Below are 15177 nucleotides of genomic sequence, written 5' to 3'. Positions count from 1 at the left end.
GCGGCCCGCAATCCGGGCCGCTGACCAAAAAGAAGTGTGTGATTTCAGGAGAACCCATGGAACGCCGTACCTTCCTTAAAATCGGTGCCGGGACCGCCGGTGCCATGCTGGTACCCGTCTTCGGCAACGCCATCGCCGCCGAGGAGCTGCTCACCGCGATGCCCATCGCGGCCAAGAAGGCGCTGGCCGACACCGCGCTGAACGCCGCCACCAGGGCCGGCGCGAGCTATTGCGACGTGCGCATCGGCCGCTATCTCAACCAGTACATCATCACCCGCGACCTGAACGTCGAGAACGTGACGAACACGGAATCGGCCGGCGTCGGCGTGCGCGTGGTGGTCAACGGCGCGTACGGCTTCGCCGCCACCAACGACATGACCCCGGACGGCATCGCGGGCGCGGCGCGCCAGGCGGTGGCGATCGCCAAGGCGAACGCGAAGCTGCAGTCCGAGCCGGTGCGTCTCGCACCGGTCAAGGGCGTGGGCGAGGTGTCGTGGGCGACCCCGATCGTCAAGGACTGGCGCGCGGTGCCGATCAAGGAAAAGGCCGAACTGCTGATCGCGGCGAACAAGGCGGGCATGGATGCCGGCGCGAGCTTCATGCAGTCGATGCTGTTCCAGGTGAACCAGCAGAAGTACTTCGCATCGACCGACGGTTCGTACATCGACCAGGACCTGCAGCGCCTGTGGGCGCCGTTCTCCGCCACCGCGGTGGACAAGGGCAGCGGCAAGTTCCGTTCGCGCAGCGGCCTGTCGACGCCGGTCGGCATGGGCTACGAATACCTGGACGCCCGCAAGGAAGACAAGATCAAGGCGGCGGGCGGCGTCGCCACGCTGTACACGAAATCGTACGACATCGTCGAGGACGCGCGCGCCGCGGGCCGCGACGCCAAGCGCAAGCTGACCGCGAAGTCGGTCACGCCAGGTAAATATGACCTGATGCTGTCGCCGGAACACCTGTACCTGACGATCCACGAATCCGTCGGCCACCCGACCGAGCTCGATCGCGTGCTGGGCTACGAGGCGAACTACGCCGGCACCAGCTTCGCCACGCTGGATAAATGGGAGTCGAAGTCGTTCAAGTACGGCTCGCCGCTGGTGAACATCGTCGCCGACAAGACGACCCCGGGCTCGCTGGGCAACGTGGGCTACGACGACGAAGGCGTCAAGGCCAAGCGCTGGGACCTCATCAAGGACGGCATCCTCGTCAGCTACCAGGCCACGCGCGACCAGGCGCACATCATCGGCAAGGAAGAATCGGACGGCTGCTCGTACGCGGACAGCTGGAGCAACGTGCAGTTCCAGCGCATGCCGAACGTCTCGCTGCAGGCCGGGAAGAAGAAGCTCACGCCGGACGAGATGGTCAAGGACATCAAGAAGGGCATCTACATCGTGGGCGACGGTTCGTTCTCGATCGACCAGCAGCGTTACAACTTCCAGTTCGGCGGCCAGCTGTTCTACGAGATCAACAACGGCAAGATCGGCCAGATGCTGGAAGACGTGGCGTACCAGTCGAACACGCAGGACTTCTGGAATGCGTGCACGGCGATCTGCGACGAACGCGATTGGCGCATGGGCGGCTCCTTCTTCGACGGCAAGGGCCAGCCTCCGCAGATCAGCATCGTGTCGCACGGGTCGTCGACCGCGCGCTTCAACGGCATCAACGTCATCAACACCGCCCGCAAGATCGGCTAAGGCAGGGACCTACGACCATGACCATCCTGACCCAGGAACAGACCAAACACATCACCGACCGCGTCCTCTCGTTCTCGAAGGCCGACGAATGCATCGTCACCGTGAGCGGCAGCCGCAACGGCAACATCCGCTTCGCGCGCAACCAGGTCTCCACCGCCGGCCTCGCGGACGACACCAACATCTCGGTGACGGTCGCTTTCGGCAAGCGCCAGGGCACCGCGACCATCAACGAATTCGACGACAAGTCGCTGGAAAAAGTCGTGCGCCGCGCCGAGGACCTCGCGCGCCTGGCGCCGGAGAATCCGGAATTCATGCCGGCCGTGTCGAAGCAGGACTACAAGGCGTCGCAGACCTTCAGCGCGAAGACGGCCGCCATCGATCCGGAATTCCGCGCGCAGACCGCGGCGTACGCGATCGAAGCCTGCAAGAAGAACAAGCTCGTCGCCGCCGGCTTCTTCACGGACGGTAACCAGTTCTCCAGCGTGGCCAACTCGAACGGTGTGTACGGCCACCAGCAGCAGACGAGCCTCGATTTCACCTGCACCGTGCGCACGGAAGACGGCCGCGGCTCCGGCTGGGTCAAGCGCTCGGCCACCGACGCGAACAGGTTCGACGCGCGCGAGGCGGCCGACGTCGCGATCGAGAAGGCGCTGCGCTCCGTCGACGCGAAGGCGCTGGAACCGGGCCGCTACACCGTGATCCTGGAACCGGCCGCCACGTCCGAGCTGCTCGGCTACATGCTGTTCGGCTTCGATGCGCGCCAGACCGACGAAGGCCGCAGCTTCCTGTCGAAGAAGGGCGGCGCCTCGCGCCTGGGCGACAAGCTGTTCGACCAGCAGGTCAACATCTGGGCCGACCCGTGGAACCCGGATGTGCCGGTGCTGCCGTGGGACACCGAGAACCTCATCGCGCGCAAGCGCATGGACCTGATCAAGGACGGCAAGGTCAATGCGCTGAACTACTCGCAGTACTGGGCCAAGAAGAAGGGCGTGCCGGCGACGGCCACGCCGGGCAACATCATCATGGCCGGCACGGACAAGTCGACGGCGGAGCTGATCGCCAACACGAAGAAGGGCGTGCTCGTGACCCGCACGTGGTACATCCGCATGGTCGACCCGCAATCGGTGCTGCTGACGGGCCTCACGCGCGACGGCACGTTCTACATCGAGAACGGCAAGATCAAGTACCCGATCAAGAACTTCCGCTTCAACGAGAGCCCGGTCACGATGCTCAACAATATCGAGGAGATCGGCAAGCCGGTCGTCATCGGTGGCGACGAGGTGCCGTTCCAGATGCTGATTCCGCCGATGAAGGTCCGCGACTTCAACTTCACGTCGCTGTCGGACGCGGTTTGATGTGTTGGGCGGGCACGCCGTGCCCGCCCTGCGCAATGGAGAAACAATGGAACGCCGTACCTTCCTCAAAATCGGTGCCGGCACGGCCGGCGCCATGCTGGTCCCCGTGTTCGGCAACGCGATCGCCGCCGAGGAACTGCTCAATCCCCTCGCGTTGAGCTTCAAGAAGTCGCTGGCCGATACCGCGATGGACGCCGCGAAAAAAGCGGGCGCCTCGTACTGCGACGTGCGCATCGGCCGCTACCTGAACCAGTACATCACCACGCGCGACCTGAACGTCGAGAGCGTGACGAATACCGAATCGACGGGCATCGGCGTACGCGTGATCGCCGCCGGCGCCTACGGCTTCGCCGCCACGAATTCCCTGACCCCGGATGCCGTCGCCGGCGCCGCGAGACAAGCCGTGGCCATCGCGAAGGCCAACGCGAAGCTGCAGACGGAACCCGTGCAGCTCGCACCCGTGAAAGGTGTGGGCGAAGTCGCGTGGGCCACGCCGATCAAAACAGACTGGCGCACGGTCCCCGTGAAGGACAAGGCCGACCTGCTGATCGCCGCGAACAAGGCGGGCCTCGCGGCCGGCGCCAGCTTCATGACGGCGAACCTGTTCCAGGTGAACCAGCAGAAGTATTTTGCATCGACCGACGGCTCGTACATCGACCAGGACATCCACCGCCTGTGGGCGCCGATCAACGCGACCGCGGTCGACAAGGCGACGGGAAAATTCCGCTCGCGCGCGGGCCTGGCGCCGCCGGTCGGCATGGGCTACGAGTGGTTCGACGTGAAGGCGGCGCACAAGGTGCGCGCGGCCGGCGGCGTGGCCACGCTGTACAACGGCGGCTACGACATCGTCGAGGAAGCGAAGAACGCGGGCCGCCAGGCGCGCGAAAAGCTCACGGCGAAGAGCGTGGACCCGGGCAAGTACGACCTCGTGCTGGCGCCGGAAAACCTGTTCCTGACGATCCACGAATCCGTCGGCCACCCGACGGAGCTGGACCGCGTGCTGGGCTACGAAGCGAATTACGCCGGCACGAGCTTCTGCACGCTGGACAAGTGGGAGTCGCGCAACTTCAATTTCGGCTCGAAGATCGTCAACTTCACGGGCGACAAGACGGCGCCGGGTTCGCTGGGCGCCGTGGCTTACGACGACGAAGGCGTGCCCGCGAAGCGCTGGGACATCATCAAGGACGGCATCCTCGTCAACTACCAGGCCACGCGCGACCAGGCGCACATCATCGGCGAAAAGGAATCGCACGGTTGCTCGTACGCGGACAGCTGGAGCAACGTGCAGTTCCAGCGCATGCCGAACGTGTCGCTCGTCCCCGGTACGCAGAAGATGACCCCGGACGAGATGGTCAAGGACGTCAAGAAGGGCATCTACATCCTCGGCCGCGGCTCCTACTCGATCGACCAGCAGCGCTACAACTTCCAGTTCGGCGGCCAGCTGTACTTCGAGATCAAGGACGGCAAGATCGGCCAGATGCTGGAAGACGTGGCGTACCAGTCGAACACGCAGGACTTCTGGAATGCGTGCACGGCGATCTGCGATGAACGCGACTGGCGCATGAGCGGCTCCTTCTTCGACGGCAAGGGCCAGCCGAGCCAGGTCAGCGCCGTCTCGCACGGCACGTCGACGGCGCGCTTCAACGGCATCAACGTGATCAACACGGGCCGCAGGATCGGCTGAAGAGAATGGCGACGTACGACTTCTACTTCACGCGGCTGACGTACGAGTCGGGCGACTGGGACGTGGACCAGCGCATGCCCAGCAACGTCCTGAACTCGCTCGTCGAGTACACGACATTGCGGGTGGATACCGCCGAGCGCATCGTCGCCCTGGCGGATCCGAAGATGCTCGAAGCGCCGTTCTGCTACCTGGCCGGACACAAGCTCGTGCAGTTCACGCCGGCCGAGCGGCGCAACTTCGAGCGCTACGTGAAGGGCGGCGGCTTCGTGTTCGTGGACGACTGCAACCACGACATCGACGGCCTGTTCGCCAAATCCTTCGAGGCCGAGATGGCGCGCATCTTCGGCCCGAAGGCGCTGCACAAGATCCCGAATGATCACCGCCTGTATTCCAGCTTCTTCCACTTCGACGGTCCGCCCAACACGTCGGTGGAGCTGAACGGCTGGGGCGACGATCTCGTGCACGAATACCTGCGCGCCATCGAGGTGGGTGGCCGCATCGGCGTGCTGTATTCGAACAAGGACTACGGCTGCGAGTGGGACTACGACTTCCGCAACAAGCGCTGGCTCGCGGTCGACAACACCCGCTTCGCGGTGAACATCATTCAATATGCGTTAGGAGCGTAGCAAGTGGCTGAAGCTGCATGGACTGAGAACGAGATCGCCGACCTGGCGGCAAAGGTGGACGCGCTCAAGGCGAGCATGGGCCGCGTGATCATCGGCCAGCGCGACGTGATCGACCTGCTGGTGACGTGCCTGCTGGGCGGCGGCCATGCGCTCGTCGAGGGCGTGCCGGGCCTCGGCAAGACGCTGCTCGTGAAATCGCTGGCGCAGGCGACCGACATGCAGTTCCGGCGCGTGCAGTTCACGCCCGACCTGATGCCGTCCGATATCGTCGGCACCGAGATCCTGGAAGAAGACCAGGCCACGCGCCAGCGCGTGTTCCGCTTCCAGCCGGGCCCCGTGTTCACGCAGGTGCTGCTCGCCGACGAGATCAACCGCGCGCCGCCGAAGACGCAATCCGCGCTGCTGGAAGCGATGCAGGAACGCAGCGTGACGTTCGCCGGCCAGACCCACAAGCTGCCGAAACCGTTCTTCGTGCTCGCGACGCAAAACCCGATCGAACAGGCCGGCACGTATCCGCTGCCGGAAGCGCAGCTCGACCGCTTCCTGCTGCGCATCGACGTCGGCTACCCGACCGAAGATGAAGAGATGATGATGGTCGGCGCGACGACGCACGCCGGCCTGGCAGATGCCGACCCCGCGATGGACCTGGAGACGCTGCTGCGCCTGCAGTTGCTCGTGCGCGACATCGAGATCTCGGAGTCGATGCTGCGCTACGCGACGCGCCTCGTGCGCGCCACGCGCCCGGCGGATTCGCCCGTCGAAGCGATCCGCAAGCACATCGGCTGGGGTGCCGGCCCGCGCGCCGGCCAGGCCCTCGTACTGGCATCGAAGGCGCGCGCGCTGATGCGTGGCCGCCTCGCCGTCACGCGCGACGATATCGGCGCCATGCTGCTGCCCGTACTGGCGCACCGCGTGCTGCGCAACTTCGAGGCCGAGGCGGACGGCATCGCCATCGCGGACATTCTCGCCGCGCTGCACGCCGGCATCCGGACCGAGTAAAACGTGCTGTCTTCATCGTCGCTGATCGCACACGCGGCCAACCTCGACCTTGTGGTGCGCCACGTGCTGGCGGGGCTCGGCCACGGCATCCACGCCGGCCGTGAACGGGGCGCTGGTGTCGAGTTCTCGGAATACCGGGCCTATGCGCCCGGCGACGAGTGGCGCCGCGTCGACTGGAAACTCCTCGCGCGCGCCGATCGATATTATGTGCGCGAGGCCGAGCGCGACAGCCACGTCGCCGTCTGGCTCGTGCTGGATGCGACCGCGTCGATGGCGGAACCCAGCCGCAGCATCGAAGGGCTCACGAAACTGCAGTATGCGCGCGTGCTGCTCGCGTGCGTGGCCGCCATCGCGCAGCGCCAGGGCGATGCGTTCGGCCTTATCGTGTGCCGCGGCGAGCGCGCCGACTTCACGCCGGCCGCGCGCGGACCGCGCCAGTTGCAGCGCGTGCTGGCGCGCCTGAACGGCGTCGAGGCGGGCGGCGTGCTGCCCGGCGCCGACACCCTGCGCGCCAGCCTGCATTTTTCCCGCGCGCCCGGCGTCGTGTGCGCGGCCAGCGACTTTCTCGACTGGCCGTCCCCGCTGTCCGACGCGCTGCTCCGGCTGCGCCGCATGCGCCACGACGTGCGCGCCCTGTGCCTGCACACGCAGGCCGAGGTGGATGCCGCGTTCGACGCGACACCGGCTTACCGCGACCCCGAGCACGGCGGCGCCGTCTACCGCTTCGGCCGTGACGTGAAGGAAGCGTACGTTCGCAACCGCACGGCGCACTTCGACGAGGTGGTGCGCGCGTGCCGCAAGAACGACGTGCCGCTGGTCCAGGCGCGCATCGAGCAGGCGCCGGGTGACGTCCTGCGTGCGTGGTTACGGAGGGCGCAGGCCGCATGAACGGAATGAGCTTGTGGTGGTGGGCGCTGCCCGTCGTGCTGCTGCCCATCCTGTGGCACCGCCAGAAACGCGAACAGGCGAAGACGGCCTTCCTTGCCTCGGCACGCTTCCTGCCGGCGGCGGAACCGAAACAGCAGCGCGTGTGGCACTGGCACGACGTGATCCTGTTACTGCTGCGCTGCCTGCTGCTGGTGACCCTGATCGCGCTGCTGGCCGACCTCGTGCTGGCGTGGCGCGGGGACACGGTGCTGGTCGTGCCGGGGACGCCGCCGGCGGTCGTCGACAAGGAGGCTGGGCAGCGCATCACCTTGCCCGATCGCGACGCGGTGACGTGGCTGCACGCGCACGAGCGCGAATTCGAACCGGGTGCGCGCCTGGTCGTCGCCGGCGACGCCGTCATGCCCGCCGTGCTGCCGCGCTTCCGTCACGCCGTCGAGTTGCGCACCGCGGCGGTGCCCGCGGCACCGGTCGAACGTCACGTCGCCGTCTTCGGCGACCGCGCCGACGCGTGGCACCGGCTGTTCGCGGCGGCCGAGGGCGTGTGGCATATCGTCGTCGATGCGGCGCCGGGCCCGCGCACGGAACTCGTCGTGTGGGACCGGCCCGACGCGCCGCCGCCCGGCCTGCGCGCACCGCTGTGGCGCGCAGAGCCGCCGCACGATGCCGACGGCGCACGCGCCCTGTTCGCCGCGTGGCAGCGCCGGTATGTCGGCGTACAACCCTACACGGCGCCCGCGCAGGCGCTCGAGCCGGACGCCGCTGCGCCGGCCGGCCCGGCGTCCGGCGCGCTGCGCCACTGGCTGGGTCTCGCGCTCGTCGTGCTGTTCGCACTTGAAAGGATCGTGACCCATGTCCGGCGCCGTTGATCTCGCGCGGCGCTTGTGGCGCGCCGCATTGCTGCGCCGCGCGGGCTTGTGGGTCGTTGGCGCGCTGCCATGGCTGCTGCTGCGGTCCGGCCCCGGCCTGCTGGCGTGGTCGGCGTTCTGCGCGTGGGACGGCCTGCACCTGCAACGCCACGTGGCGCATGGCTGGACGCACTGGATCGACGGTGCCGTGCCCGAGATGGAAGACAGCGCCGCGCTGCTGGCGCAGGAACCGGAAACGTCCGTTGCGCGCCTGCAGCGCGGGCGCCTGCTGAAGCGCATCGATGCCGCGCTGCCGCCGCGCCGCGTGCGCGCCATCGTGGCCGCGCACGTGCCGTTCGGCTGGACGTGGTTGCTCGCGAATCTCGCGCTCGCGGGGCTGGCGTGGGGTTCGACCTTGCTGCCGCATGCAGCCAGTCCGCAAGCTGCCGCTCATGCGGCCGGCCGTCCGGTAGCGGCAGCCGCAACGCACGCGGGACTGGTCGTGAAACTGGCGCCGCCGTCGTACACGGGCGTGGCGCCATGGGAGTCTCCGCCGAAGGATGCGCAGGTGCCCGAGCAGACCGCGGTCGAATGGTGCCTGGACGACCTACAGAAGGCGGATGAAACCATCGAACTGAGCGACGGCCAGACCCTGCACGCGGGATCCGCTTGCGCGCGCTGGACGGCGACGGAATCCATCTTCTGGCGCTGGCGCGGCACGCGCTACACCCTGAAGGTGATCCCGGACCAGCCGCCGGAAATCGCCGTCACGCAGCCGAACGACATGACGAAAGACCTGCCGCGCGATGCGAAGAGCGCAGCCATCGCGGTGACCGTCACCGACGACTACCGCGTCCAGCAGGCCACGCTGCACCTCACGCTGGCGCGCGGCAGCGGCGAAAACATCCGCTTCAGCGACCGCGAACTGCCGCTGCCCGCGTCGAGCGACCCGCGCCGGCGCAGCTGGACGAAGGACTGGCTGCTGACGGACCTCGGCATGGAGCCGGGCGACGAGCTGTACTTCTTCGTGCGCGCGAGCGACAACGCGGCGCGGCCGCACACGGTGCAGTCGCCCACCTACACGCTGCGCCTGCCCGCGCCGCCGTCGGAACAGGCGGAAGAGACGACGGCGCTGCCCACGCTCGTCAAGCCGGAAAGCCTGCGCAGCCAGCGCCAGGTGATCATCGACACGGAGCAGCTGGTGGCCGACATGCGGTCGAAAAAGATGCGCGACGATGAAGTGCGCGAGCGCAGCGAAAGCATTGCGTCCGACCAGGCCGCGCTGCGCCGCCGCTACGGCCAGTTCCTCGGCGAGGAATCCACGTTGTTCGGCAAGGACGACGATCATGACGATGATCATGGTCACGGCGCGGGCGCCAAGCTCGACGTGCTGCACGAGTTCGGCCACGCGCACGACTCGGTCGAGAACGCGACCCTGTTCGACGACGCGACGAAAAAGCTGCTGCGGCGCGCGCTGTCCGCGATGTGGGACGCGGAAAAGGCGCTGCGCGCCATCACGCCGAAGACCGCGCTGCCGCCCGAGTACAAGGCGCTGGAAGCGATCAAGGAATTGCAGCAGTCGGAACGCATCTATCTGCACAAGACGGCGTTCGCGCCGCCGGCCATCAAGGAGGACAAGCGCATGAGCGGCGACATGGCCGGCGCGGCGAGCTACAAGCGCGCGCAGGCCGGCGCCGCGGAGATCGTGCCGGCGAACCTGCGCGACCTCGTGCAGGCGCTCGGCCACGACGGTCCGCTGCCCGCGCTGTGGACGCGCACGGCGCACGACTGGGTACGCGAACGGATCACGGACGACGAGCAGCGGCTCGCGGCGCAGCGGGCGATCCAGGACGTGGCCGACGGCAAGCCGGCCGCGCGTGCGCAACTGGCCGCGTGGCTGCGCGGGGGCGTGACGGATGCACCGGTGCTGCTGCAGGCGCGGCCCGTCGTCGAGACGCCGTTCGCGAAGGCGCTGCGGGCAGGCGAACGATGAGCGCCGTCGCCGCTGTCCTCATCGGCGTGCTGGCCGCGCTCGCGTATGCCGCGCGCCGGCGCTGGATCGATGCCGTGCTCGCGCTGGTCGCGGGCGTGGCGCTGGCGGGTACGGTCGGCGAATTCGCGTTGCCGGGCGAGGCGGGGGCCACGCTGACGGTCGATGCGGCCGACCCGCCACGCACGCTGGCCGGCGTGCGCACGTTGCTCCTGTCCAGCGACGGCCTGCGCGCGGCCGAATGGGACGACCTGCCGGCCCGTCCGCTCGACTGGAAAAAGCCGGATACGCCGGCCATCGATCTCGACTTCCCCCGCACGATCGCGCTCGGCCGCGTGTTCACGTTGAAAGTGCACCGCTCGTGGTCCGCGCCCGGCCGCCTGCAACTGCTGGCGGAGAACGGTCAAGTACTGGCCGAAGCGAAGGGAGACACGGACCTCGCCGTGCAATGGCTGCCGCCCGTCGCGGAACGGCTCGTGTTGAAGGCGCGCCTGCAGGACGCCGCGGGCAAGGTCGTCGACGAAGGGCCCGTGCCGTTCACGGTGACGGATCCCGCGCCGCTGCAGGTGCGGGGACGGTTCGGCGCGCCGTCGTTCGACCTGCGCGTGCTGGACGACCTGCTCGCGGCCAGCGGCGCCGTCATCGACTGGCAGGTCGAACTGGGTAAAGGACTGGAACGTGGCGAGACGGCGCGCGCGGAGATGGACAAGCCCGAGCTGGAGATCGTCGACGCGGCCTGGTTCGAGCGGGCCGGCGCCGCCACCCGCGACGCGCTGCTGGCGCGCGTGGCCGGCGGTACGCGGCTGCTCGTGCTGGGCGCGAATGCACGCGATGCCGGCACGTGGGCGCGCAGCGTGCAATTGCCGCTGGCGCCGCAGCCGGCCAACAAGACCATCGGCACGGTGCTGCCGATGGCGTCCGGCGGCTTGAATCCGGCCGGTGACCGCATCGGCGAGTGGACCGGCAAGGACGGCTTGTGGACGCGCGACTGGAAAGACGGCCGCATCGCCTGGCTGGGCGTGGGCGACTGGCACCGTCATGCGATCGCGCAGCCGCGCCAACTGGCGCTGTGGTGGCAGGACGTTCTCGACCGCCTGCGCGTGCAGCGCCGCGCGGACGTCGCATGGCTCGATCCGGAGGAGATGCCGCTGCCGCACCGGCGCCTGGCAGTCTGCGCGCGCGGCGTGAGCGGCACCGTGACCATCGCTGAGTTGAAACAGACGCTCGCCTGGCAGCGCCGCCCAGAATATGTGGATGCCGCCTGCGTGGCCGTGTGGCCGGCGGCCAGCGGCTGGCTGCATGTGCAGACGGGCACGAACGACGGCCAGGTGTACGTGTATGCGCCGGGCGACTGGCCATTGTGGCAACGCAGCGAACGCCGTGCGGCGACGGAGAATTATGCGGCGCGCACGCCGGCGCCGGTCGCGCCGGGCACGCAGCGGATGCCCGTGTGGCCGTTCGGCGTCGTGTTCGCGCTGGCGCTGCTGGCCTTGTGGTGGCGCGAACGGCGCTGAATTTGCCAACCCGTCGGCAGGATTTTTGGGAACGTGCGATGATCGTTCATCGTCCTTCGAGCCACTGCCGCCATGTCTGAATCCGCCCCACGTCACCCCGACGGCCGTTTCCGCAACGTCGTCCCGCGCCGCCGCCAGGGCATCATGGAGATGCTGGCGCTGTTCTGGAAAGTGTCGACGACGAAGCCGAAGACGGCGGTGCCCGACCAGCCGCTGCCCGTGCAGCCGGTGACAAGGGCCGACATCGAATCCGCGCCCGACGCGAGCCTGTGGCGCCTGGGCCATTCGACGATGCTGTTCAAGCTCGCCGGCCGCTACTGGCTCACGGACCCCGTGTTTTCCGAGCGCGCGGCGCCGGTGCAGTGGGCCGGTCCGAAGCGTTTTCACGCGCCGCCGATCGGCATCGAGGCGCTGCCGCAGCTCGCCGGCGTGATCCTGTCGCACGACCATTACGACCATCTGGATTACGACAGCATCAAGCGTCTGATTCCCAAGGCCGACCAGTTCATCGCACCGCTGGGCGTGGGCGACCGCATCGTGCGCTGGGGCGTCGACGCGGCGAAGGTGCGCCAGCTCGACTGGTGGCAGTCGACCGACGTGGAAGGGTTGCGCCTGACGGCGGCGCCGTCGCGGCATTTCTCGGGACGGAGCCTGAGCGACGGCGACCGCACGTTATGGGTGTCGTGGGTGATCGAGGCGCCCGGACTGAAGCTGTTCTTCAGCGGCGACACGGGCTACCACGACGACTTCAAGACCATCGGCGAGCGTTTCGGCCCGTTCGACGTGACGTTTGTCGAAAACGGCGCCTACAACGCGATGTGGCCCGAGGTGCACATGCTGCCCGAGGAGACGCTGCAGGCGCACCTGGACCTGCGCGGGCGCTGGCTGGTCCCCGTCCACAACGGCACGTTCGACCTGGCGCTGCACCCGTGGTACGAACCGTTCGAGCGCATCGCCGATCTTGCGCGCGCGGCCGGCGTGAAGCTGGCGACGCCGATGATGGGCGAGCGCCTCGCGCTCGCGCAGCCGCAGGAAGGCGCCGACTGGTGGCGCGAGGCGATGCCCGCGCCGGCCCTGCCGCTCACGCACCCGGCGCGCTGACCACCAGCTTGCGCTTGCCGTTCGGCGCCAGCGGGATATCGCTTTCTTCCTGCAAGGTGATGTCGAACCGGTCGCCCCCGCGGCGCCGCTGGGCGTCGAGCAGGAATGCGCGCTGGGCGGCATCGAGCGGGCCGTGGCGTCCCACCACCGCGAGGACGATCTCGCCGGGCCGCCGCTGGCGCACCTGGTACAGGCGCACGACGTCCCACGTGGCTTCGTCGATGACGATGGAGAGGCCGGGGATGCGGTTGCCGGCGCGGTCGATCAGGAATTCCTGCGCGCGCCCGTCGATGGCGGCGCAGCGGCCGCCCGCGTCGATCACGCCGTAGTCGCCCGTGCGGTAGCGGATCAGCGGCATCACGTCGTTCCACAGCGACGTACCGACGATTTCCGCGCGCTCGCCGTCCCAGCGGTTTTCCGACCAGCCGTACAGGGGCTGGAAGCGATAGTCCGCGCCCGCAAGCCCGGTGCACGTGGCGAAGGCCAGGTTCGTGCGCTCCGACAGGCCGTAGTTGAGCGAGACGGGGCAATCGAACAGCCGGCGCAGCGCCGCGAGTTGCGCGGGCGTGACTGGCTCGGACGCCAGCAGCACGGCGCGCACGCGGAAACCCAGGTCGCGGGGATCGAGCAGTTCGGCCAGCGCCGCCGCGGAGCTGGGATACGCGTGCACGTAGTCCGGGCGGAAGCGGTCGAGCGCATCGAGGATGGCGGCGCGGTGCGCGGCGCCGACGTGGTAGGGCGACAGCATCAGGCGGTTGCCGGCCACGCGCACCGGCGGCTCGTGCGCGTGGCGGCGTGCATCGGCGCCGATGCGCAGGATGCGCGATTTGTCGAACGAGAAGCCGAAGCGCCCCCACTCGTGCGCAAAGAAGGCTTTTTCGATGTCGGCCAGGCGCTTGTTGCGCCACATGCCGATGCCCTGGCCGGACGAGCCGCCGCTCGTCGCGTACAGCAGCCGGCGCGGGTCGAGGCGGCTGTCGAGGAAGTCACGCTGCCGCGCCATCACTTCGTCCTTGGTCAGCCAGGGAAAGGCGGCCAGCACCTCGGCGAGCGGTTCGTGCGCCGCCTCGGCGGGGCTGACGCGCACGGTGCGGCGGTAGTGCGGCACGTGCGCGAGCGCGTGCACGAGGATGCGGCGCAGGCGGCGCCGCGCGAGTGTATCGACGGCCGCGGCGTCGCCGGCGAGCAGTGCGCGCAGGCGGAAATAGTCCGGGTGGTACAGCAGGCGGGCCGGAAGATACGGGCGCCACGCGTAATAGCGGCGCGCCAGCCAGCCGTACAGGGCGGCGCGCTCAAGCATCGAGCAGGCGCCGGAAGTCGGCCGGCGACGCGTCGCCGAGCCCGAGGCTCGCCAAGGTGCGCGCCTCGGGGTCGCTGCGGAAATCGCGGTCGAGCAGGCCTTCGGCGATCACGATCAGCGCATCCGCCACCGGCGTCGGCACGTCCATCAGGCGGCCGATCGAGGACAGCAGGGCGAGGCCCATCGGCACGTCTTCCGTGATGAAGCGCGTCTCCATGCTGGCCGGTCCTTTCGGGCCGCCTTCCCGCGCGTAGCGGCGGAACACGGCCAGCGCGGGTTCGTCCAGGTCGTCGGCGTTGCGGAAGCGGCACTCGTCGAAATACGGCGACGGCCGCCCGCCCGTGGCCGCGATGACGGCGTTCTTTTCAGCGTCGAGCCGCGCCAGCAGGCGCAGGACCGAGGGCGTAAACGCTTCGCGGTACATCCAGAATTCGCCTTCCGCGTATTCGATGCGGCTGGCCGACAGCAGCGTGCCGATCGTGTGCACGACGAGGTTCGGATTGTGCAGCGCGGATTCGACCACGTTGGTGCGGGTCGCGACATAGGTCGGGAACAAACGGGCCGCGCGGGCGAGACCTTCGGCCGCGCGGGTCCGCGGCACGAAGGCCAGCGCGTTGCGCACGTTGCGGAACAGGATGTCGACGGTGCCCGGGGCGACGAGGCGCGCGTCGTACGGCAGGCTTTCGCCTTCCGCCAGCAGGAACCCGGCGCGGGCCTGCCAGGGCAGGAAGTGGAACGACCCCAGGTAGCCGGGCGCCAGCAGCACGAGCGGGCGGCCGTCGAGCCGGGGGCCGATCAGCGCGGCGACGTGCGGGTGGCACTGCGTCTGCGTGGTGACGACGACGGCGTCGGGCGCGATGTCGAAGGCCTCGTCCGGATCGCGTGTGGCGAGTGCCAGTGCGGCCGTCCGCGGTGTGCCGGCGCCGGCCCTGCCGTTCACCGTGATCGTGCGCGTTGCGGCGACCGCGTCGAAGTTCTCGTCATGCAGCGCGCGCGACGTCTTGAGCAGGGCGACACGGTGGCCATCCAGCGCCAGCAGGGCCCCGAGCGCGCAGCCGGCATTACCGGCGCCAACCATTAACACGTTCATGCTTGAGCCTCATCAGAATCGTCGATGACGTTTCATGACAATGCCCATTACTCTTTTGGTTGAGTTGCGCTGGCTCAGTCGTATGCGCCGC

General features: G+C 68.6%; 12 protein-coding genes. 10 read left to right on the top strand and 2 right to left on the bottom strand.

Going from position 1 to position 15177, the window contains the following annotated elements; all coding sequences use genetic code 11:
- The first annotated feature begins 56 nt into the window (after positions 1–56).
- From ACEN9G_RS10905 to ACEN9G_RS10860, 10 genes are all read left to right on the top strand, one after another.
- The gene (locus ACEN9G_RS10905) at positions 57–1694 is read left to right on the top strand and encodes a TldD/PmbA family protein (RefSeq protein WP_413339023.1); all 1638 of its coding nucleotides are present in this window, start codon (positions 57–59) and stop codon (positions 1692–1694) included.
- A 17-nt stretch (positions 1695–1711) separates the two neighbouring features.
- Positions 1712–3049: a TldD/PmbA family protein gene (locus ACEN9G_RS10900; protein WP_258853648.1), complete on the top strand. Its 1338-nt coding sequence runs from the start codon at positions 1712–1714 to the stop codon at positions 3047–3049.
- Between the two features lie 46 nt (positions 3050–3095).
- Entirely contained in the window at positions 3096–4733 is a 1638-nt protein-coding gene (locus ACEN9G_RS10895) for a TldD/PmbA family protein (RefSeq protein WP_413339022.1), read from the top strand.
- Between the two features lie 5 nt (positions 4734–4738).
- Positions 4739–5359 carry a DUF4159 domain-containing protein gene (locus ACEN9G_RS10890; protein WP_413339020.1) on the top strand — a complete coding sequence of 207 codons (621 nt, stop codon included), beginning with the start codon at positions 4739–4741 and terminating at the stop codon, positions 5357–5359.
- A 3-nt stretch (positions 5360–5362) separates the two neighbouring features.
- Complete coding sequence (locus ACEN9G_RS10885) at positions 5363–6358, top strand: AAA family ATPase (RefSeq protein ID WP_483126642.1); 996 nt, start codon at positions 5363–5365, stop codon at positions 6356–6358.
- Positions 6359–6361: 3 nt separating this feature from the next.
- Positions 6362–7246 (top strand): DUF58 domain-containing protein, encoded by an 885-nt coding sequence (locus ACEN9G_RS10880; RefSeq protein ID WP_483126641.1) that lies wholly within the window; start codon positions 6362–6364, stop codon positions 7244–7246.
- On the top strand, positions 7243–8112 hold the full coding sequence (locus tag ACEN9G_RS10875; protein ID WP_483126640.1) for a BatA domain-containing protein: 870 nt from the start codon (positions 7243–7245) through the stop codon (positions 8110–8112). Before ACEN9G_RS10880 ends, ACEN9G_RS10875 begins: the two co-directional genes overlap by 4 nt.
- A complete protein-coding gene (locus ACEN9G_RS10870; protein WP_483126639.1) occupies positions 8096–10084 on the top strand; it encodes a hypothetical protein in 1989 nt (662 codons plus the stop codon). The genes ACEN9G_RS10875 and ACEN9G_RS10870 overlap by 17 nt, the downstream gene beginning before the upstream one ends.
- Positions 10081–11595 carry a hypothetical protein gene (locus ACEN9G_RS10865; RefSeq protein ID WP_413338224.1) on the top strand — a complete coding sequence of 505 codons (1515 nt, stop codon included), beginning with the start codon at positions 10081–10083 and terminating at the stop codon, positions 11593–11595. Before ACEN9G_RS10870 ends, ACEN9G_RS10865 begins: the two co-directional genes overlap by 4 nt.
- Positions 11596–11667: 72 nt before the next feature.
- Positions 11668–12696, top strand: coding sequence for an MBL fold metallo-hydrolase (locus tag ACEN9G_RS10860; RefSeq protein ID WP_413338226.1), 1029 nt, complete (start codon positions 11668–11670; stop codon positions 12694–12696).
- Here ACEN9G_RS10860 and ACEN9G_RS10855 read toward each other — a convergent pair.
- Positions 12677–13996 (bottom strand): AMP-binding protein, encoded by a 1320-nt coding sequence (locus tag ACEN9G_RS10855; RefSeq protein WP_495605539.1) that lies wholly within the window; start codon positions 13994–13996, stop codon positions 12677–12679. The two genes, ACEN9G_RS10860 and ACEN9G_RS10855, sit on opposite strands and share 20 nt — an antisense overlap.
- Positions 13989–15086, bottom strand: a complete 1098-nt coding sequence (locus ACEN9G_RS10850; RefSeq protein WP_413338230.1) for an NAD/NADP octopine/nopaline dehydrogenase family protein — start codon at positions 15084–15086, stop codon at positions 13989–13991. Before ACEN9G_RS10850 ends, ACEN9G_RS10855 begins: the two co-directional genes overlap by 8 nt.
- Between the last annotated feature and the right edge of the window lie 91 nt (positions 15087–15177).

The sequence above is a fragment of the Massilia sp. Masssp94 genome (genome assembly GCF_059491305.1).
Note: the sequence above shows the minus strand (reverse complement) of the source record. Positions and strands in the feature narration are given on the sequence as shown.